General features: G+C 44.6%; 19 protein-coding genes. All 19 read right to left on the minus strand.

Annotation, left to right across the window (positions count from 1 at the left end):
* Positions 1-4: 4 nt before the first annotated feature.
* The 19 genes from WB371_RS06040 to cpsG all read right to left on the minus strand — a co-directional run bounded on the left by WB371_RS06040 (position 5) and on the right by cpsG (position 22164).
* Entirely contained in the window at positions 5-1198 is a 1194-nt protein-coding gene (locus WB371_RS06040; RefSeq protein WP_336219195.1) for a glycosyltransferase family 4 protein, read from the minus strand.
* Positions 1198-2352, minus strand: coding sequence for a non-hydrolyzing UDP-N-acetylglucosamine 2-epimerase (gene wecB / locus WB371_RS06045; protein WP_336219196.1), 1155 nt, complete (start codon positions 2350-2352; stop codon positions 1198-1200). Before wecB ends, WB371_RS06040 begins: the two co-directional genes overlap by 1 nt.
* Complete coding sequence (locus tag WB371_RS06050; RefSeq protein WP_336219197.1) at positions 2330-3199, minus strand: SDR family oxidoreductase; 870 nt, start codon at positions 3197-3199, stop codon at positions 2330-2332. Before WB371_RS06050 ends, wecB begins: the two co-directional genes overlap by 23 nt.
* A complete protein-coding gene (locus tag WB371_RS06055; RefSeq protein WP_336219198.1) occupies positions 3192-4223 on the minus strand; it encodes a polysaccharide biosynthesis protein in 1032 nt (343 codons plus the stop codon). The genes WB371_RS06050 and WB371_RS06055 overlap by 8 nt, the downstream gene beginning before the upstream one ends.
* Before the next feature lie 10 nt (positions 4224-4233).
* On the minus strand, positions 4234-5307 hold the full coding sequence (locus WB371_RS06060) for a glycosyltransferase (RefSeq protein ID WP_336219199.1): 1074 nt from the start codon (positions 5305-5307) through the stop codon (positions 4234-4236).
* A gap of 24 nt (positions 5308-5331) precedes the next feature.
* A complete protein-coding gene (locus WB371_RS06065; protein ID WP_336219200.1) occupies positions 5332-6522 on the minus strand; it encodes an EpsG family protein in 1191 nt (396 codons plus the stop codon).
* Positions 6510-7391, minus strand: coding sequence for a glycosyltransferase family 2 protein (locus WB371_RS06070; RefSeq protein ID WP_336219201.1), 882 nt, complete (start codon positions 7389-7391; stop codon positions 6510-6512). The genes WB371_RS06065 and WB371_RS06070 overlap by 13 nt, the downstream gene beginning before the upstream one ends.
* Before the next feature lie 3 nt (positions 7392-7394).
* Positions 7395-8630 (minus strand): flippase, encoded by a 1236-nt coding sequence (locus tag WB371_RS06075; protein ID WP_336219202.1) that lies wholly within the window; start codon positions 8628-8630, stop codon positions 7395-7397.
* Between the two features lie 15 nt (positions 8631-8645).
* The gene (gene rfbC / locus WB371_RS06080) at positions 8646-9197 is read right to left on the minus strand and encodes a dTDP-4-dehydrorhamnose 3,5-epimerase (protein ID WP_336219203.1); all 552 of its coding nucleotides are present in this window, start codon (positions 9195-9197) and stop codon (positions 8646-8648) included.
* Between the two features lie 4 nt (positions 9198-9201).
* Positions 9202-10080 carry a glucose-1-phosphate thymidylyltransferase RfbA gene (gene rfbA / locus WB371_RS06085; RefSeq protein ID WP_336219204.1) on the minus strand — a complete coding sequence of 293 codons (879 nt, stop codon included), beginning with the start codon at positions 10078-10080 and terminating at the stop codon, positions 9202-9204.
* A gap of 51 nt (positions 10081-10131) precedes the next feature.
* A complete protein-coding gene (gene rfbD, locus WB371_RS06090) occupies positions 10132-11031 on the minus strand; it encodes a dTDP-4-dehydrorhamnose reductase (RefSeq protein WP_336219205.1) in 900 nt (299 codons plus the stop codon).
* Entirely contained in the window at positions 11031-12116 is a 1086-nt protein-coding gene (gene rfbB / locus WB371_RS06095; protein WP_336219206.1) for a dTDP-glucose 4,6-dehydratase, read from the minus strand. The genes rfbD and rfbB overlap by 1 nt, the downstream gene beginning before the upstream one ends.
* Before the next feature lie 376 nt (positions 12117-12492).
* Positions 12493-13386, minus strand: coding sequence for a UTP--glucose-1-phosphate uridylyltransferase GalF (gene galF, locus WB371_RS06100; protein WP_336219207.1), 894 nt, complete (start codon positions 13384-13386; stop codon positions 12493-12495).
* Positions 13387-13562: 176 nt separating this feature from the next.
* Positions 13563-14966 carry a colanic acid biosynthesis protein WcaM gene (wcaM, locus tag WB371_RS06105; RefSeq protein ID WP_336219208.1) on the minus strand — a complete coding sequence of 468 codons (1404 nt, stop codon included), beginning with the start codon at positions 14964-14966 and terminating at the stop codon, positions 13563-13565.
* An 11-nt stretch (positions 14967-14977) separates the two neighbouring features.
* Positions 14978-16198: a colanic acid biosynthesis glycosyltransferase WcaL gene (wcaL, locus tag WB371_RS06110; protein WP_336219209.1), complete on the minus strand. Its 1221-nt coding sequence runs from the start codon at positions 16196-16198 to the stop codon at positions 14978-14980.
* Positions 16195-17475, minus strand: a complete 1281-nt coding sequence (wcaK, locus tag WB371_RS06115; protein WP_336219211.1) for a colanic acid biosynthesis pyruvyl transferase WcaK — start codon at positions 17473-17475, stop codon at positions 16195-16197. The genes wcaL and wcaK overlap by 4 nt, the downstream gene beginning before the upstream one ends.
* A gap of 382 nt (positions 17476-17857) precedes the next feature.
* Positions 17858-19336 (minus strand): colanic acid undecaprenyl disphosphate flippase WzxC, encoded by a 1479-nt coding sequence (gene wzxC, locus WB371_RS06120; protein ID WP_336219212.1) that lies wholly within the window; start codon positions 19334-19336, stop codon positions 17858-17860.
* Between the two features lie 9 nt (positions 19337-19345).
* Positions 19346-20740 (minus strand): undecaprenyl-phosphate glucose phosphotransferase, encoded by a 1395-nt coding sequence (wcaJ, locus tag WB371_RS06125; protein ID WP_336219213.1) that lies wholly within the window; start codon positions 20738-20740, stop codon positions 19346-19348.
* A gap of 53 nt (positions 20741-20793) precedes the next feature.
* Positions 20794-22164, minus strand: a complete 1371-nt coding sequence (gene cpsG / locus WB371_RS06130; protein WP_336219214.1) for a colanic acid biosynthesis phosphomannomutase CpsG — start codon at positions 22162-22164, stop codon at positions 20794-20796.
* Positions 22165-22215 lie beyond the last annotated feature (51 nt).

Below are 22215 nucleotides of genomic sequence, written 5' to 3' on the forward strand. Positions count from 1 at the left end.
CATTCTAACCAAAAAGTTTTTCAAGTATTTTAACAGCAGCTACCTCAACGGAAAATTTATCCTGTAAAAGCGCAAATGCATTCTCACCATAATTTTTACGTAACTGAGAATCTTCCACTAATTTTTTTGCGGATGCAATTAACGCTTCGTCGTCACCATTCACATGAACTATTCCTGCGCTGGCATCGTTAATAACTAACATAAGATCATTGTTTTCATTAACACTACCCAAGATTGGTATTTTATTTGCCATATATCCCAGCAATTTTCCAGGAAAATTATGAACTGAATGTTTTTTTGCTAAACTAAATAAACCAACATCAACAACCTTCAAAACTGATTTAAACTCATCTTGGCTAATTGAGGGAAGGTAAGTACAATTTGTCAAAGCATTTTGCTCAATAAAACTTTGGACAAGAGAAACTTCATCCCCTTGACCAATAAACAAAAAGTGAGCTTCTGGATGACAAGACATAGCTTTGGCAAGTCGGAGCAAATTGTGCATATCTTGAGCATGCCCGATATTGCCACCATAAAAAAAAATGACTTTACATTCTAGTGCTAATTGTTTTCTCAGCGAACTGGCACAAATATCTTTTGTGCCTTTGAAATCAGCCCAATTATATAAAGTCTGAATGAAATAATTGTCGCCATAATTATGCTTAAATATTTCCTTGTTTTTGTCAGACATTAAACCTATGCAATCAGCTGCGTTATAGTTTAATTTTTCGAAATAGCGAAAATATTTTTCAATTACTCCATTTTTTCTTATAATATTTTGATCAACAAGCCATTGAGGGAAAGAGTCTCGAAGAATTAAATATGATTTACAATTCCAATATGTTTTTAACTTTCGAACGAATGGGCCAAAGAATATTGATGGTGAATAGTAGATTATTCCGTCAATTTTCTCTTGGCAAAGTCTCTTCCTTAATATTCGCCAAGCATTAAATGATAGACAACTTTCGTTAATAGCTCTTCTAAATTTAGCTACATCTTTCAAGGTTCCATTAGGGAATTTGTAAACAGTAATGCCGTCCAATTCGATAATCTCGAGTTCCTTACTCATATCTGTTGGACAAATCACAATTGGACTATGACCGAGCTGTAACAATTCACAAGCCAACTCATGCATCATTTTGGCACTTACGCGTGTACTATCAGGCAAATAGTCATCACATATTAACGCAATACGCATTAAAATTTCTTCCAAACCTTTTGATTAACATAATTAGTATAACTCATAATAATTCTTAATACTTTGACTGAAACATTGTCTATCTGATAATCAGATACCATATGTAAATCGCGCTCGTTTTCACCGCGTTTCTGATTCTGTAAAATTTCAATACCCTGAATAATTCGATTTGTATCCAGGCCTACAAACATGACAGCAGCCTCTTCAAACCCTTCAGGACGCTCGTGCACTTCACGTAGGTTTAAGGCAGGAAAATTAAGAATAGATGATTCTTCAGTTATAGTTCCACTATCAGAAAGAACTACTCTAGCATTTTGCTGCAAATGGACATAATCAATAAAACCAAATGGCTTTAAGAAATTAATATTTCTGCTTACAGGAATATTAAGCTGATCAATTCTATTTCTTGTCCTTGGATGAGTTGAAACAACAACCGGGATGCCATATTTATCAGACAAAATATTTAACGTCTTGATAAGGGATACTAATTTCTGTGGAGAGTCAACATTTTCCTCACGATGAGTACTTACAAGAAAATAATTCTCCGCTTCCAAATTAAGCGTATTTAAAATATTCGATTCAGAAATTTTATCCTTGTAAAAATTTAAAACCTCAAACATTGGGCTACCGGTTTTAATGATTTGATCAGCTGGTAATCCCTCCCGAAGAAGATATTCCCTTGCAATTTCACTATAAGTTAAATTGATATCAGAGATATGATCGACAATCTTTCGATTGATCTCTTCGGGAACCCTGAAATCGTAACACCTGTTGCCAGCCTCCATATGAAAGATAGGGATTTTTCGACGCTTGGCAGCAATAGAGACGAGAGCACTATTTGTATCCCCAAGAATTAAAAGTGCCTCTGGTTGTAATTTCTCTAAAATTTTATCAATTTCAATGATTACATTACCTATAGTTTCTGCTGCATTTCTCCCTGCTGCATTCAAAAAATAATCAGGTTTACGAATTTCTAGTTCATTAAAAAAAACTTCATTTAATTCGTAATCATAATTTTGACCAGTATGAATCAGACAATGCTCAGTGAAATCATCAAGAATTGCAATAACACGGGATAGACGAATGATTTCAGGTCTAGTACCAACAACTGTCATAACCTTCAATTTTGATCTAGAAATATCTTTTGTATTCATCGTACATTTTCTCGATTAAGTTTTCCCATGGGAGTGGATTAAAATTTGTAAAATTACGAAGAGCTCTTGAATCGAGACTACGATCTATTTTAAGCTCTCCAGACGGTTGAATCTCTAATTTTTTTTCATAAATTTTATTAACAATACCGAGCAATTCATATTTGCTTATAGGATCTACGCTTAGATGGTATAGCCCAGATAAGTCGTTAGGAAAAATATAATGCTCCAATACTTCTGCAACATAGCAGGTAGGTAATCCAGAAAAAATGGCATTTGTATAGCCAGTTACAGTGTCCTGCTGTGACAGAAACCAATTAATCAAGCTATGATGAGTATTGAGTTCATGACCAATAATTGATGTCCGTAATGTTAGATGCCCATCATAACTGACTTCGCCTAAATGCTTAGATCTTCCATACAAGTCTATAGCATCCGGTTCATCATCCTCAGCATAATTTCCTCTATCTCCTTTATAAACACAATCAGTAGAGAAATGGATAAGTTTGGCATTGTTATAAGAACAAATTTCTGCCAATCTATGAGGAAGTAACGAATTTATTTCAATTGAGGCAATGTTATTTTTAGCAGCATCTAGTTGCTTGATAATTCCAACACAATTTAAAACTATTCCAGGCTGTTTTTCTTTAATTAGAGATTGCAATTGGAATATATTTTTTACATCTATACCGCTAATGATTTTGGCATTATGCTTCGCTTGCAGAAATCCAGCTATCGCGACATCTCTTGTCGTTCCTAAAACTTCAAATGAATTCCTCGATGAAAAGTATCGTAGCAAACTGCTGCCTAACATACCATTCGCGCCAAGAATCAGAATCTTATTACACATCAGGATCAGCCCTCTCACCTGACTCAATTTTATTAATGTAATCCAATTGGCGTAGGAGTGCAATCATCTCTTCAACACTCAAACGATGAGTATTATGCGAATTGTAATCATCAATTGCTTTGATTTCCCTGGTTCCCTCTTCAAAAAATTTCTCATAGTTAAGATCACGATTATCACATGGGATCCGATAGTAATTGCCTTGATCTTCAGCTACGAGCATCTCCTCACGGCTGCATAAGACCTCAAATAATTTCTCTCCATGTCTAGTTCCAATGACATTGATTGGATGATCCTTTGCTTTAGTCACTTCAAGTATCGCAGCGGTAAGTGTATCAATAGTAGCAGCAGGAGCTTTTTGTACAAAAATATCACCATTCGTACCGTGCTCAAATGCATGTAAGACTAAATCAACGGCATCATCCAAAGTCATCATGAAGCGAGTCATCTCTGGATCAGTTATTGTGATAGGCCGATTCTCAAGGATTTGATTGATAAATAATGGAATTACTGAGCCACGTGATGCCATTACATTACCATAACGAGTAGCACAAATAGTTATGTCTTTAGGCAAATTGCGCGACTTAGCTACGATTACCTTCTCCATCATAGCCTTGGATGTACCCATCGCATTAATAGGGTATACAGCTTTATCAGTACTTAAGCAAACAATGCGGCTAACTTTGTTGGTGATCGCTGCCTCTAATACATTGTCTGTACCGATAACGTTGGTCTTAACCGCTTCCATCGGATAGAACTCACATGATGGTACTTGCTTTAATGCCGCTGCGTGATAAATATAATCAACGCCACGAGTCGCAGCTAAAACACTGTTATAATCTCTTACATCACCAATGTAGAATTTCAATTTATCACTTGCGTATTTTTTGCGCATATCATCTTGTTTCTTTTCATCACGACTAAAAATACGGATTTCACCAATGTCTGACTCAAGAAATCGACGCAATACTGCGTTACCGAATGAACCTGTTCCACCAGTAATTAATAAAGTTTTATTTTTAAACATTTATACCCCCTCAAAAAAAATTTTCTAACACGTTCCAGCCATCTGATGAAATGTCAGTTAATGGTGGATATTTTTCTGGTACTTCGCCCTTACGGTATTTTATAATAAATTCAGCCCATATATTTTCATCTTCATGGCTAAAGAAAAAGGCTCCTTCATAATCTTGTAGTGCTTCATGAGCATAGGGAAGATCACTAACGAGTATTAACTTACCCAAGTATGCAGCTTCAATTAGAGGCAAACCAACTGTCTCTAATCGACTTGGAAATAGGATAAAATCAACAGAGCTATACAACTCGTATAATTTTTGTTGCGATAATACACCATGAAAAACAAAATTATCGATAAGTCCTTGACTTGATATATATCTAATTAAATCCACATCCATTTCAGGCTTAAACGTAAAATGCACTCGTATTTCTTTTAAATGTTCTGGAGCTATTTTTTTTAAAATATCTATAAAAAACCTATGATTTTTATAATAAAAAGGTGTTGCTGGATATAAAATATTTGTTAAATTTTTATCAGCGCTATTTTCAATTCTCTCAACATAATCTAGCCTAAATTTTGGTTTTACAACCTGTATTTGATGTGGAGATATATTTTTTTTCTTAATTACAGCTTGGCGCATCCATTCAGTTTGGACCAACCAAGTATCCACTTTGGATGAGAAAAGGAAAATAAAATGAGAATAGAATATTTTATAAAGCCAAATTTTTATCCCAATTTTCGTAAACGGTGTATCAATATCTGAAAAAGGTATTGATTGCTGAATATAGACAAGTTGTTTTCCATCAACATTAACACTTGTATTTTGCAATGATACTACAGAACTATATTCAATATTTAACGCTTTAATTGCTTGTCTTAATCCAAAAACATCCCAATAAATCCTTTGCAGCCAATTTTTAGATGGGATTTCAATCCTAACAACATTTTTAGGGATTTTTAGCTCAACATTTCCTGGAGTGAATATATAAAAAGTAATATCTATTTGAGTGGATGCAAACGCAAGAAACTGTTTAAGAATGCTTAAACCCCCACTACTTGCCAGAGCAGTTGCTGAAACAATAACATTCTTCATAATTATCCTATATGCCAATCTAAACTAGAGTGAGCAGAGAAAACCTGCATCGAGACTGTATAATACATCACATTTTTTCTTTGCTTCTAACCTAAGTTGACTATCAGTAAGATCATCAATTCTTTGTACAATAGTTTTCTGAGTTACTAAATTATATCTGCTAATATCATACATAAATGGACGCAAGGTTTGAATTGCCATAAATAAAAATATCAGATATTTTATAAAAATATTTTTAGTGGGAATATAAGGAAATATAATTGAGCGTCCCAAATTAACATAAATACAGAAAACGATAAATGGGAAAAAATACCATCCAACTCTAGTCATTACGGGCATAACTTTCCCTATAAGAATGGCAAAAGTAATAAATAATACTACACCAAATGAAGTAACAGCATTCATATAGTAATATTTATCATTTGTATGATAGTTTAGAGAATATATTAATCTCCTTGAGAAAACGATTACATATATGAGTACTAAATCAAATAATGCGCCTATGCCAATAGAAAGTTGAGGTTTATACTGTTCAGTATTTAAATAAAAATAGAGTTTTAATGCTACGGGGGAGTTTGATGGCATGCACGAGATGAGAAAACTTATCAGCTGTTCCGGTATAAGAATAAAACAACAAGCAAAAATTAACACTAGCGTCTCTAATTTTTTACTCAGCCTACAATTTAGCATTGGTATTAACATGACAACAAAAATAAATGCAGAGGTATGAAATAAACTTGCAGCTAATACAAACAAGATAAATCTCATTTTTCGCTGCCGATATACTTCAATTATTGCTGATAAAATAAATGTTAGTGCCAGGGCTTGTCTAATCGCTTCGAAATATAAGACCCATATAAACATAGCCATGAAAAAAGAAAACACCAAGGCTGGTTTATCGAATTTACAGCAAAAATAGTAGAGTCGAATTAAAACAAGCCCTGATAATATTATACTAAATAGATAATACCCCGCAAAACCTAATGCGTAAACTAAAAATGTATAACCGGGTTCAAAATAAACGCTATCAGGTTGACAAACATCATTCCATATACAATCATAATTGCTAAAATAACCTAACCAATCATTGCCACTGGGATAAGCCAAGATAAGATAAGCAATTGACAAAACCAATGCAATAACACCACATTGTCTGGTATTTGTAAGGAAAATAAGAACATAACCTAATAGAAGAAAGAAAATTATATAGAGCATTTAATGTAATACCATATAAATATTAGAGTATAAATTTTCTTACTACCATGTTTGACGTAAGGGACTAAGTTTTGAAATAAGAATATTTTTTTATCAAAGCCAATTGAAAAACGTTCATCTAAAGCTTGCTGCATGATGAGAGTTTTAATTACAGCAACTTTGATTTTTTCCAGATATTTTTTGATATTACTCATTTTCCCAAGAATTGTATTTTTGCGTCCACCAACCACATTTGAAGAATGCTGTCTATAACTTACCGATTTGTAATCAAAATATCTTAACTGCCCACTAACATGCGCGACTATGCTTAACCAATGATCATGCATTGTAATATTTTTGGGGAAAGGCATTGCTAATTGGAGCAATCTTCTATTTATTAATGTTGAGCAACCATAAATACTGGATTTCCACCGCAATCTATCAAAGTCTAGGTTTTCTTGAGGCAGAATATTATTAGCCTCATAGTAACTACTATTTAGAGTTTTATTTTTTTCGTCTATGAGTTTAAGATCTGTAAATAACATTAATGGTACATCGCTTTCAATTGATAAAAATTCAGAGAGCATAACATCCAGTCTTTCAGGTGGCCATATATCATCCTGATCACAAAAAAAAATATGGTCTGCTTCTACAAATTCTAAGGCTTTAGCAAAATTTTCTATGACCCCCCCCTGTCGCTCACAATTTACTAATACTATCCTTTTATCCAATGATGACATTTCATTTATTATTCCTACAGTATTATCGGAGGATGAATCATCACTGATAAGCAATCGCCAGTTCTTATATGTTTGATTTTGTATGGAGATAATTTGCTCTCGTATAAAAGAAGCACCATTGTATGATGCCATAACTATATCAACAAACATATTTTACCTTTTTGAAAAAAAATACAACAAGATTAAATCACATAAAGTACGAAGAGACCACGCGACAGATGTACCAATTAAACCAAAATGCTCAGTTAGTACAAAGAGAATTATTAAATAAGGAATCACTTCAAACGCATGAATAAATGCTGTAATTTTTGACCTACCCTTTGCTTGAATAATTGCAAATGGTATCTGTGCTAATGAGTTAAAATAAAATCCAAGTAGCAAAATGCATAATATAGTCGAGCTATTGCCTGCATATTGAGGCCCCAGCCAAGTAGATAGAATGAATGATGAGAATATGCACCCTAAAATAACTATTGGCAGACATACTAATGAAATAATAAAATAACTCTTTGTTTCAAGTTGATACTGTTCTTTTTTTGTTTGAATATTACTTAATTTAGGAAACAGTGCTCGCGATAAAGCCGTTGGGATATTCAAAAGTCTAGCAACGCCCTCAGCTGGTGCAGTATAGAAAGCTATCTTATTTGCGCCCAATAGGCTTGAAATAACAAATCGGTCAAAGTAGACCATAATTGGACTAATTATATTACTAATAGTCATCCAACCTCCAAAGCTAACCAATCGAATTAGAGTTAACTTGTGAATTTTGAAAGTCACATCAAAAAGCAAATGTCTTATGGAAACAGCTACCATGATGAATGTAATTATTCTACCCAGCATCAAGCCTACTACAGCATAAATTAGTGAATGCTCATAGCTTGTTAATATTGCTGGAAGGAAAGCTAATATAGAACTACTAATAACTCTCTGTATATTAATACTACCGAAATTTTCCATCCCTTCTAAATATGCCAACCAAATTTGACCAACTAAATAAATTGGAATTATTACTGAAAGAATTCTAAATGATACAACAGTATCATTATAATGCACATTTGAAACTTTAAGTAGTACTGCTAATTGACTGGCAAAACTGTATAGCATAAGACTTGCAAACATTCCTAGCATAAGCACAATAACTGTTGCTGTACCTATTACTTTCTTCTGTTCAGCGTCTTCCCCCCTTAAAATTGATATTTCACGAATAACAGCCCTGGTTATTCCTCCATCAAAAATGCTAGCATAGCCTACAATTGCAAAAGTAAGGGTAAATAGCCCAAACAATTCTGGCCCTAATGCTCTGGCTAACACTCCCAAACATGGAATCGCGATTATGGTGGGTATCGCAAATCCAGCTAAATTATATATACTATGCTTGATAAGACTCATTTTTATATCATCATTTTAAAAGGAAATGTTATTTTCTAACAAATCACCGTTGAGATCTTTTTCCGAAATGATTGGTGATAATTTATCAATTACTGGCCAAGTGATATTTAAAACTGGATCATTCCAAAGTAATGCTTGTTCAAATGATGGTTTATAAAAATTAGTACATTTATAAACAAATTCTGTGTTATCCTGTAGCACATAGAACCCATGTGCAAATCCTTCAGGAATCCATAGCTGGCGTTTATTTTCGGCTGAAAGGTTAACACCTACCCATTTCCCAAAGGTCGGGGATGATTTGCGAATATCAACTGCCACATCAAATACTTCACCTACGACACATCTCACTAGTTTTCCTTGAGCAAACGGGGCTAGCTGATAGTGAAGACCGCGTAAAACGCCTTTTTTTGACTTTGAATGATTGTCCTGGACAAATTCAACCTTCCGACCTACAGCTTCTTCAAATACTTTTTGGTTAAAACTCTCAAAGAAAAAGCCGCGATCATCGCCAAAAACTTTTGGTTCGAAAATGAGTACATCAGGGATTTCTGTTTTGATTACATTCATTTTATTAATAGCCCTTAATCATCTTCAGGAGATACTGCCCATAGGCATTTTTTGATAACGGTGCCGCAAGTTTTTTGACCTGCTCAGCATCAATAAACCCCTTGCGAAAGGCTATCTCTTCAGGACAAGAAACCTTCAGCCCCTGGCGCTCTTCGATAGTCGCAATAAAGTTACTCGCTTCAATCAGGCTTTGATGTGTGCCGGTATCCAGCCATGCATAGCCTCGTCCCATCATAGCGACAGAAAGCCTTCCTTGTTCCATATAAATACGGTTGATATCAGTTATTTCCAGTTCCCCACGCGCGGAAGGCTTTAGATTTTTAGCCATTTCAACCACGCTATTGTCATAGAAATAAAGCCCGGTTACCGCATAATTACTTTTAGGCTCAAGAGGCTTCTCTTCTAAAGATATCGCTGTGCCATCTTTGTCAAACTCAACAACGCCATAACGTTCCGGATCATTAACGTGATATGCAAAAACAGTTGCGCCACTTTCTTTATTTACCGCGGTATCCATCAGTTTTGGCAAATCATGACCGTAGAAAATATTGTCGCCCAATACTAAGGCACAATCATCTTTACCAATGAACTCTTCACCAATGATAAAAGCTTGCGCCAGACCATCCGGACTCGGCTGTACTTTATATTGAAGATTCAGTCCCCATTGACTTCCATCTCCGAGCAATTGTTCAAACCGTGGTGTATCCTGTGGGGTGCTGATAATGAGGATATCCCGAATTCCCGCCAGCATCAGCGTTGACAGCGGATAATAAATCATCGGCTTATCGTAAATTGGCAATAACTGTTTGCTGACTGCCATAGTCACCGGATACAGACGAGTACCTGAACCACCGGCCAGAATAATCCCTTTACGCGTTTTCATGTCAATTTCTCTTAAATACAAAATGCCCGCAAGCGGGCATTTAAATTAGAATCAGATAGTCGTTGATGTAAAAAGCTCAGCCAACATACGTTTGACACCTGCTTCCCAGGTTGGCAATACTAATCCAAATTCATTTTGAAATTTATCCGTATTCAACCGGGAATTATTCGGACGTCGGGCTGGCGTAGGATAAGCGCTGGTTGGCACAGCATTAACATGCGTGACGGCCAATTCGACACCGGCTTTACGTGCTTCTTCAAAGACCAGGGAAGCGTATTCATGCCAGGTTGTCGTTCCACTCGCAACCAGATGATAAAGACCTGCAACCTCAGGCTTATTCATTGCAACACGAATAGCATGTGCCGTGCAGTCTGCCAGCAATTCTGCGCCAGTTGGCGCGCCAAACTGATCGTTGATAACGGACAGCGTTTGGCGTTCTTTTGCAAGGCGCAGCATTGTTTTCGCGAAATTATTCCCTTTACCTGCATAGACCCAACTGGTACGGAAAATAAGATGCTTGCCGCAATTTTCCTGCAGCGCCTTTTCGCCCGCGAGTTTGGTTTCACCATAAACATTCAGCGGGGCCGTCTCGTCAGTTTCTCGCCATGCCGTTTCTCCCGTGCCAGGGAAAACGTAATCTGTCGAATAATGTATCACCCATGCGCCAATTTCATCGGCAGCTTTGGCGATCGCTTCAACGCTGGTTGCATTAAGTAATTGCGCAAATTCAACTTCAGATTCTGCTTTATCAACGGCCGTATGGGCTGCGGCGTTGACAATCACATCCGGGCGAATACGACGGACGGTTTCAGCCACACCTTGCGGATTACTGAAATCACCGCAGTAATCGGTCGAATGAACATCCAGCGCAATAAGATTTCCAAGGGGAGCGAGCGAACGCTGTAGTTCCCATCCCACCTGTCCTGTTTTACCAAACAGCAGAATATTCATTACAGTCGTTCCCCGTAATTCTTTTCGATCCAGCTTTGATAGGCACCGCTTTTGATATTTTCAACCCACCGGGTATTTGCCAGATACCATTGAACGGTTTTACGAATCCCGCTTTCAAAAGTCTCTTGCGGTTTCCATCCTAACTCACGACTAATTTTTTCTGCATCAATGGCGTAGCGACGATCATGACCCGGCCGGTCAGCAACATACGTAATCTGATCGCGATAAGTCCCCTCTTTAGGTGCAATCTCATCAAGCAGATCGCAAATCGTATGCACCACGTCCAGGTTCTGCTTCTCGTTATGGCCGCCAATGTTGTACGTTTCACCCGGTTTCCCTTGAGTAACAACGGTGTAGAGTGCACGCGCATGATCTTCTACATACAACCAGTCACGGATTTGGTCACCCTTGCCGTAAACAGGCAAAGCTCGCCCCTCCAGCGCATTAAGTATCACTAACGGAATCAGTTTTTCAGGGAAGTGATAAGGACCGTAATTGTTTGAGCAGTTGGTTACGATGGTTGGTAAACCATAGGTGCGCAGCCATGCGCGAACCAGATGATCGCTGGATGCTTTAGAGGCTGAATAGGGGCTGCTCGGCGCATATGCGGTTTGTTCTGTGAATAGTGGGAGGGGACTCCCCTGCCCGACTTCATCCGGATGAGGGAGATCGCCATAAACTTCGTCAGTCGAAATATGATGAAAACGGAACTTTGCTTTTTTCACATCGTCCAGGATGGACCAATACTGGCGTGCGGCCTCCAGAAGGACATAAGTCCCCACAATGTTCGTTTCAATAAAGGCAGCGGGGCCGGAAATGGAACGATCCACATGGCTCTCAGCCGCGAGATGCATCACGGCATCCGGTTGATGTTCATTGAAGATTCGCACCATGGCTTCTGAGTCACATATATCTGCATGCTCAAAAGAATAGCGTTCGTTATTAGCGATATCAGTTAGTGATTCGAGGTTACCCGCATACGTTAATTTATCAACGTTGACGACACTGTCCTGCGTATTATTTATAATATGACGAACAACAGCAGATCCTATAAAACCCGCCCCACCAGTAACAAGTATTTTCACTTTTATTAATCCAGATATTGATAATATCAGCACTAAAATGCAGATTTATGCTTCAATGAAACGGAATTTAGGGCACGCTACCGCCCCTGGCTTAACAGCTACCAGAGCACTACGTACTTCCATAGGCATGTTGAACTCTGCACACCGCGCAAAGCCCCGAAACTCAAACACTAATTGTCTTACCAATTGAAGTCAGAAACAAGAAGAAATCTAATAAAATGCAGATCTCCCCTGAATATACAACCCTCTGAAATTTAATAGGTTTCTGCAAAAATAAAAAAACGGCAGCAACATTCTCAGAGTATTGACATAACCACTTTGAATGTTTACTACCGTTGTCTATTTTATGGTCGTTAAGACCATAGGTTTTTAAAGCTTACTCGCTAAGCAACTTCTCAATGCCTTTGCGGAATTTTGGCCCTTCTTTCAGATTACGCAGACCATACTTCACAAACGCCTGCATATAACCCAACTTTTTCCCGCAATCGTAGCTTTCGCCCGTCATCAGCATCGCATCAACTGACTGTTTTTTCGCCAACGCTGCAATAGCATCCGTTAGCTGGATACGGCCCCAGGCACCCGGCTCCGTCCTTTCCAGTTCAGCCCAGATATCCGCTGAAAGGACGTAACGCCCTACCGCCATGAGATCGGAATCCAGTGTTTGTGGTTGATCCGGCTTCTCAATGAATTCAATGATGCGGCTGACTTTACCTTCGTTATCCAGCGGCTCTTTTGTCTGAATAACAGAGTATTCAGAAAGATCGCCCGGCATACGTTTTGCCAGCACCTGGCTGCGTCCGGTTTCTTCGAAGCGCGCGACCATTGCCGCGAGGTTATAGCGCAGCGGGTCAGCACTCGCGGAATCGATAATGATATCCGGTAAAACAACCACAAACGGGTTATCGCCGATTGCCGGGCGTGCGCAAAGAATGGAATGGCCTAACCCAAGCGGTTGTGCCTGGCGCACGTTCATGATCGTTACACCCGGAGGGCAAATAGACTGCACTTCTGCCAGCAGTTGACGCTTTACACGCTGCTCCAGAAGAGACTCTAATTCATAAGAGGTGTCGAAATGGTTCTCAACGGCGTTTTTAGACGCGTGAGTCACCAGCAGAATTTCTTTGATCCCTGCAGCCACAATTTCGTCAACGATGTATTGAATCATGGGTTTGTCGACGATCGGCAGCATCTCTTTGGGAATTGCCTTAGTGGCTGGCAACATGTGCATCCCAAGGCCCGCTACCGGAATAACTGCTTTCAAATTACTCATTATTTCATCCACCTGTAAATGGTTGCTGAATTATAGTCTTTTGACTCGTTTTAGCCAGCATGAATTAGTCAGAGGAAATCATCGCTGCTTTGATACCGATGCTACGCCAGTCGATACGCAATTGCAGTAGCCATAATCTTAAGTATGGATCGATTTCGCCAGGAATGGTCGCAAATCTACCCCCGCCCCTCCGGCAAGCGGAAGTTAATTGCATCAATATTGACCACCTGGTGATTTATGCGGTCAATGTCCACCGAGCTTTGCCCTTTTTCGTTGACGACATGAACGTTCGCCAACGACAGCAGCGTATCGTCTTTCGCCATAAATTTACCACGCACATCCTTACGCAGATCAAAGTGCATTTTCAGCGCAGGGCCGGTGGATGACTTCTGCATCACATTGATATTGCGTAAAAAAAGATGCTGCGGTTGGTTGTGTAGCTCAAGCGTCGCCCGCTTCATCTCAATGTTGGTCAAGGCAACAAATGAGGTCGCATTGCCGGAAGAAATTTGAATGCCGCGCAATTTATATTCAAGCTGAGTGTTATCGAGTGAAATATTATTCAGTTTAAAATTTTGTGGGATCGACAGATATTTCCCTTTCACCACACCATACCCAATCAGCATTCCGGCGCTGTTGACCATACTGATATTATCAATAATGAAATTATCACAGCCATAAATTGCTATCGTCGCATTGTCGATTCCCGCCTTTTTGCTGAAATCCGGAGTGATATTTTTTGCCTTCACATTACGAATGACGAAATGTTTGCCATTCTCCACATGTACCAGTTGCCGGCAGTCTGAGCCGGTAATATTGGCGACAACAAAGTTTTTTACCGTTTGCTGCTCGGGATAGCTGTTGTCATAAGTACTCCCGGCAAGACCAATTCCAATTCCCCAGTTGATCTTGCCGTTCGTGCAATTGATACGTTCAATAACGTGATCCGAAATCAGGATATTGCGATCGTTAATCGCCACATTCCACTCGATGGCATCGCCCTGTAAATCGCTGAAATGACAATGCGTGATCCGCGCGCCATCGACCTGATTGTGGAACCCCTGTCGCAATATCGCATAGTTGGCCTGACTCACCGTCAGCCGGTCGATGGTCAGGTTGCACATCACCCGTGGCTGTTTCCCACCAATATAGATTTGCGTCACCGGCCCGAAACCACTCATAGCAAGACCTTTGATCGTGCAGTCAGAACCACGGACGTCAAGGGTAATGTTATGCAGACTACCGCCTCCATCGCCTGTCACCTGGCATCCTTCCTGAAGCACAAACCGGCCTCGCCCATTGCCGCTCAGACGCCCCTTTACCTGCAGCGTTCTGCCATCAGGAATAAAAATTCCGGTATTGATGTTTTCGCATACCAGTCCCGCCGGAACGATGACGGTTTGCGCCTCGTTAAACGCCTGTCGGAACGAGGCAATCCAGTCCTTCGGGTTGTAGTCCTGAATGTTAACGGTTTTGCCCGATGTCACCGCACGGGCAAAAGGAGAATGCAACACGGGAAGCGCGGCAAGCGCGGAGCCTGCCGCCAGAAAGGTACGTCGGGAGAGCGTCTTCTTGGCCATACAACCTCGGTTTACATCGTCTGGAGCAGGCTGGCCAACTGACGATTGATCACCTGCTGATTAAAATCATGTTCAACTTTTTCACGCGCGCGATGAACGACAGGGGCCAGCGTTTCAGCGTCAAACTGGCTGAATGAGGCAAGTTGCTGCGCCAGCGCGCGGGCATCGTTTTCCGGGACCAGCCAGCCTGATTTCCCGGCATCCACCAGTTCGGGAATACCGCTGTGAACGGTAGAAACCACCGGGATCCCCACGGCCATTGCCTCCATCAACGCCACCGGAATCCCTTCCATATCGCCATCCGCGCCAGTGACTGATGGCAGCAGAAAGACATCCGCTTCATCCAGCATCACTTTCACTTCGTGGCTGGGCTTAAACCCTGGCATCTCAATCACTTCATCGAGCTGATACTGTTCGATAAGTGTGCGTAATCGCCGTTCCCAGGGACCGATGCCCAGAATGCGATAACGAAACGCCACGCCCTGTTCTTTTAACTGGCGACAGGCCTCGATCGCTACATGCAGCCCTTTTTTCTCGGTGAGCCGCGCGACGGAGATTATCTCCAGCGGCGTCCCAGGCGCTTTGACCGGGCGGTGCGTGAAGCGCGTCATATCGACGCCCATTCGTGAAACCGCTATTTTCTCGGGCGGGCAGCCCATGTTTTTCAGGCGTCTCGCCCAAAGATCGCTGACGGGCAGCATCAAATCACCACGGCGGAACAGTTGTTGATATTCCGGCGTGTAATGATTCAAAACCCCCCGGCTGGAGATATCGATACCGTGGAAAATGGTAGCGATCTTGCCCTGAATTATCCCCAGTTCACGTAATTTCGCCGCCGTCACGCCCGCCGGACCAAAATGGGCGATAAACACGTCGGCGCACAGCGGTTGACGCACCTGGGCACAAATTGAAGAAAGGATCAGGTTGCGGGATTCCTCGCCATAGCGAGAAACATTGAGTGATTTCCAGGTTGCGGCGCGTACCAGGCCTGGCAGCGTTTTAAACGCCCGGTGGCGCAGTTTTGCCAGACGCCCCTGCGGTTCAACCTGCAACCAGCGCGTTTTGCCTGCCAGACCGTATTTCTCCCAGGCGGCATGGGTATTTTGCGTATCGCCTTTCTGCAGAGCGACGATCTCAACGTCGAACCCCATATCAATAAACGCGGTAATCTGATTAAGAACGAAGGTCTCCGATGAGAGCGGAAATTTCAGTAAAAAGAAGCTGACCTTCATTTCCCCTCCCCAATACGCGTTAACACGGATTCCACCATGCGCAGCCCCTGTTCACGTTCGCGGCGCACGGCCGATGCCAGACGGTCGTTGATCTGCGGTAGCTGCCCTAACGTATCCGCCACCATCGCCTCCAGGCTGCCATCCAGCAGGTGGCGAATATCAATCGCCATCTCCGGCATCCCCAGTTGTTGCATGATGCCCGCCGACTTGTGTTCATAGTTGATGGCAATGGCAGGCGTGGCAAAGTTCATGGAGATTATCGCCGAATGCAGACGTGTCCCCACCGTCAGTTCGCATGCACCGAGGATTTTGCCCATTTCCAGATCGTTCAGCTCGTCCATCACCACGTGATAGCGCACCGGATCGCTGATATGCTGACGCAGATTCAGCGCCACCATACGGTCGTCTTTGTTGTAACTGTCGATCCCGGTGCAGGTTGAGAGCGCGATCACCTGATAGCCCTCATCGAGAATACGATTCACCACACCGGCGAAAGCTTTCTCATAGGCCTCTTGCGTCGTCCCCAACCGCGTATCAAACGGCGCCAGTTCACGTAGGGTAATGGCGACCGTTTTCTGCTGCGCCGCGATATCCAGCCAGTGTCGAACCGCATACCCTGGCTCAAAGTCAGCATCGTGATGATCCACCAGCCAGGCGGTATCTACGCCGTGCTCCACTTTTGCCGTGGTGATTTCACTGCGTTTCATCAAATCGAGACTGACCGATTCACGCAGAATCAGCGCGTCACAGTGACCAAAGACATAGTTTGCCAGTTGGTTAAACTGCGGATCCTGGAAGGGACCGACGCTGTGACCAATCATGTACAGCGGTTTTTTCGCCATAAAAGTACACAGTGCATGTTCAAACTGCGGAACGCCGTACAGATCGACAAAGAACGAGCCGCCAACCTGGATAACGGCGTCATATCCTGAAAGCAGTCGGACAAAATCGGTGAACCCTTGAGCAATCGCGATATTGCGCAGCTTGCCGGTATCGGTGACGCGGGAAAGCAGCACCTGGTGCTGGTAGCGACGACGGAGGACTTTTTTCACCCGACCTACCACGCCTGCCGCGCTGTTATGCTGTTTCATCTGTAAAAAGAGCGGATCGCCCATCACCGGACGATTCAAAAGCCAGGAGGAGCTCACCGGGTAGCGGCTCATGACATCCACCTGCGCATCCGGTTCAAGGCGGTTAATGGCATCCAGCAGACCGCGTAAAATCGCGCTATCACCGCGGTTGCCGCAGGTATGGTTGCCCAGAATCAGTAATTTCATTTCATCCTCTTAAAATCGTTGCCGGATGGCGGCTGCCGCCTTATCCGGCCTACGGCTCAGTGTGATTTGTAGGTCTGATAAGCGAAGCGTCATCAGGCATGGTTTGCCGGATGGCGGCTACCGCCTTATCCGGCCTACGGCTCAGTGTGATTTGCAGGCCTGATAAGCGAAGCGTCATCAGGCATGGTTTGCCGGATGGCGGCTGCCGCCTTATCCGGCCTACAGCTCAGCGTGATTTGTAGGCCTGATAAGCAAAGCGTCATCAGGCATGGTTTGCCGGATGGCGGCTGCCGCCTTATCCGGCCTACAGCTCAGCGTTATTTGCAGGCCTGATAAGCGAAGCGTCATCAGGCATGGTTTGCCGGATAATTAACTGCAAGATTCAGCCTGCACGAAGCAGGGTTTTCATTTTTTCGCTGCGACAGAACTGGCGTTTCATCTCCACCACCAGCGGGTGGCGCGAAAATACGATCATCACCGCAAATGCCAGCGCGCCCGCGATAATCTGCGTTGCCAACAGCGCCCCCAGAGAGAGATGCTCCTGTAACGCAATACCCAGGCCGTAGCTCACGGCCAGCGTAGGAAGCGAGAGATAAAACGGCAGCCACAGACTCAGAACGTACTGACGGTAGCTGGACCCCAGCACCGGTTTGATCATGACGAAGTAGCTCAGAATGGTGTTGATGATTTGCACCAGCAGAAAGCCCAGCGTCACGCCAATCGCGCCCGCCAGATGTCCACCAACGATAATCGCCGGGATAAACAGGAATGTTTTAAAGACGTTGAATTTAAAGCTGATATCCACGCGCGCTTTTGCCATCAACAGCGAGCCAATCGGGTTACCGATCGCGCGCAACAGCCCCACCACGCACAGCAGTTGCAGCACAGGAATGATGCTGTTCCACTTCTCGCCAAACACCAGCGGCACAAAATTATTGCAAACCACCATCAGGCCGAGCAGCGCCGGAAAGTTGATAATTCCCACCACGGAGAGCAGCTTGTAAAAGTTCACGCGCAGCTTTTCCGTGTCGTCCTGAATTTTGGCAAACGCCGGAAACAGCACGCGGGTGATAATCGGGTTGAGCTTCATCGGCGGCACCACCGCCACGTTGTATGCAAGGTTATAGCCCCCTGCGACACCAGCCCCGAGAATACGCGCCAGTACCAGCGTGGAGAGGTTGGTGTTGACGTAATTGATGATACTGTCCGCCGTCAGCCACGCGCCAAAGCGCAGATTCGACGCAACCGACGCCAGCGAAAAGTGCAGGCCAGGATGATAAATTTTGCGGCCAAAGTAGCCAAACAGCAGCGTACGGACCGCGCTATTCACCAGGTAACCGAGAATGGCGGTCATGGCCAGCGGCCAGAAATGGGCGCTCACCACGGTAAAGGTAAAGCCCGCCAGCACCGAGCTGGTTTCAATCATCCCAATCTTGTTGAACTCCAGCTCTTTTTGCATCAGCGCGCGGAACTGCTGGCCGTGAGGGATCACCACAAACGCCAGCGACAGCGCTTTAATCAGCGGGGCCAGATCCGGGTTATGCAGTACATTGCCTATCACATCACTCAGCAGGAAGACCACCACGCAGACGATCATTCCCAGCCCGACGTTCAGCCAGTAGAGCGTGGTCAGCTCAAGATGGCTTATCTCCTTGCGCTGAATAATGGAGTTGGCAATACCGAAGTCAGACAGCGTGTCCGCCAGCGCAATGATCACCAGCGACACGGTCAGCAGGCCAAACTGCTGGTTATCAATAATCCGCGCCAGCACCGTCATCTGGATCAGCCCCAGACCGATGATAATCACCGTGGCGATGGCCGACCACTTGGCGCCGCTGATAGTTTTTTCACGTAAACTCATGAGAGTTCCTCAGTACGCCGCTTTGTTGACAAAGCCCTTAAACACCGTCAGAAAGACGATCTTGATGTCGAACCACAGGCTCCACTCCCGGATGTACTCCAGATCGAACTCCACCCGCTTTTCCATCTTCTCCAGCGTGTCGGTCTCACCGCGCCAGCCGTTAATTTGCGCCCAGCCGGTAATGCCCGGCTTCACCTTATGACGCAGCATGTAGCCTTCGATTAACTGGCGATACTGTTCGTTATGGGCCACGGCGTGCGGGCGTGGTCCGACGATGGACATCCCACCAGTCAGGACATTGATAAACTGCGGCAGTTCATCCAGCGAAGTGCGGCGCAGGAAGCTCCCGACTTTGGTGACGCGCGGATCGTTCTGCGTCGCCTGGGTGACCACCTTGTCGTTTTCCATCACCTTCATGGAACGAAACTTCCAGACTTTGATCGGCTTGCCGTCCATTCCGTAACGGGTCTGGCGAAAGATAACCGGCCCCGGCGAAGTGAGCTTGACCGCCAGCGCGATGCAGCACAGCACTGGCGAAATCAACAGCAGGATCAGAGAGGCGAGCACAATATCTTCAGCCCGTTTGAGCAGACGATTAATTCCCGACAGCGGCGTGTCATACAGCGGCACCACCGGTACGCCGCTCACCTCTTCGATGCGGGAATGGAGAATGTTAAAGGTAAAGACATCGGGAATGAGGAGCACCGAGCAGGTGGTATCGGCCAGTTCACGGACCAGCTTTTTCACCCGCTCGCCATCAGACATCGGCATGGCGATATAGACGTTATGAATGCGCGACGCTTTGGCATCGTCAATCAACTGTTCGAAATTCCCGGCCCAGTCTGAGGTCACGCCCCCTGGTTTCGGATCGTGATAAACACCGACCACGTCAAAGCCCAGCCACGGCTCATTGCGGAAGCTGTCGAGCAACGCCTGTCCGGCGGGCAGATCGCCGGCCACCGCGACACGCCGCGTGTTATAGCCACGATGACGCAGCCACCCTGCTCCATAGCGGATAAACGAACGGCAAAAGACCAGTCCGACGCTGGTCAGCAGATACCACATAATCCAGGTCATCAGGCGATTATCGAAATCCTGATTAAACGCCACCAGACCGGCGCTGAAAATGAGACTCAGCGTCCAGTTTTGTAACAACAGCGTCAGCTCAGTAGAAATTTTGACGCCGCGCCAGGAGCGATAAAAATCGGTTATGCCGCCCAGCATCTGAAAAACGACCAGCGTGATCAGCGCCACCAACAGGTGCATGTACAGGAAAGGCAATCCGCTGACTTTGCAGACCACCCACAGCCCGCCAAACATGATGGTGATATCTGAAAAGCGTTGCACCATTGAGATTAACGATGCATTGGTTTTGGCCCGTTCGCGCTTTTTTAGATTTGTCATCGTTGTTCCTGTGATTAGCCCCTTACCCACGAGCGGGTAAGGGAAGTCTGACCTTACTGATTCAGCAGTGTCAGCAGAGTGCGCGTTCGCGCTTCCATCAGTGGAATGTCACCGCGTGACTCGACGTTCAGGCGCACGACCGGCTCGGTATTGGATGAGCGCAGATTGAAGCGCCAGTCGCCAAACGACATGCTGATGCCGTCCGTTCTGTCCACCGCCAGCGCGTCGCGGGCGAAATGCTGCTCCACGCGTGAAATCGCCGCTGCCGGTTCGTCCAGCAGACTGTTGATTTCGCCACTCGCCGGAAACGCTGCCATCCGGTCGCGCACCAGTTCCCCCAGCGACTGCTCTTTCAGACACACCAGCTCCGCCACCAGCAGCCACGGGATCATTCCGCTGTCGCAGTACGCAAAATCACGGAAATAATGGTGCGCGCTCATCTCACCGCCGTAGATAGCGTCTTCGGCACGCATACGCTCTTTAATGAACGCATGACCGGTTTTCGACATGACCGGCGTGCCGCCCGCCGCGGTCACCACATCCACGGTGTTCCACGAAAGACGCGGGTCGTGGATGATTTTCGCCCCCGGGTGTTTTTCGAGAAAAGCTTCCGCCAGCAGGCCAACAATGTAGTAGCCCTCGATAAACTGGCCTGTCTCGTCAAACAGGAAGCAGCGGTCAAAATCGCCGTCAAAGGCGATCCCCATATCCGCGCCGTGTTCGATCACTGCATTACGGGTATCGGCGCGACACTCCGGCAACAGTGGATTGGGAATACCGTTCGGGAAGTTACCGTCCGGGGTATTGTGGATTTTGATGAATTCCACCGGCACGCCCAGCGCCTGGAATCGCGCTTCGACGGCATCCACCACCGGGCCCGCAGCGCCATTGCCGGAGTTAATCACCAGCTTCAGGGGCGTGAGGTTTTTGACGTTGATGTAACTGAACAGATGGTCGATGTAGGCATCACGCAGGGAAATCTGTTGGTAGTTGCCGCGTTTCGCCGCATTCACCGGCGGAAAATCGTTGGCTTCCGCCAGACGCTGAACGTCACGCAGACCGGTATCACCGCTGATCGGGCGCGCGCCTTCACGCACCAGCTTCATGCCGTTGTAGTCCATCGGGTTGTGGCTGGCAGTGACTTCGATTCCGCCGTCTACCCCCAGGTGGAAGGTGGCGAAATAGATCTCTTCGGTGCCCGACAGCCCGATATCCAGCACGTCAACGCCCGCATCCTGCAACCCTTTTGCCAGCGCCAGTTTCAGCGCCTCGCTGGTCAGACGTACGTCGCCGCCCAGGACAATAGTTTTCGGCTTCAGAAACTCGCCATACGCGCGGCCAATCCGCCACGCAATCTCTTCGTTCAGCTCTTCGCCCAGCCTGCCGCGAATGTCGTAGGCTTTAAAACAGGTTAATTTCGTCATGTTTTTACCCTTCTTCAGGCAACAGTAAGCCCTCTCCGGACTGGAGATATT

This window comes from Citrobacter amalonaticus (assembly GCF_037053465.1).
Classification (GTDB): Bacteria; Pseudomonadota; Gammaproteobacteria; order Enterobacterales; family Enterobacteriaceae; genus Citrobacter_A; species Citrobacter_A amalonaticus_H.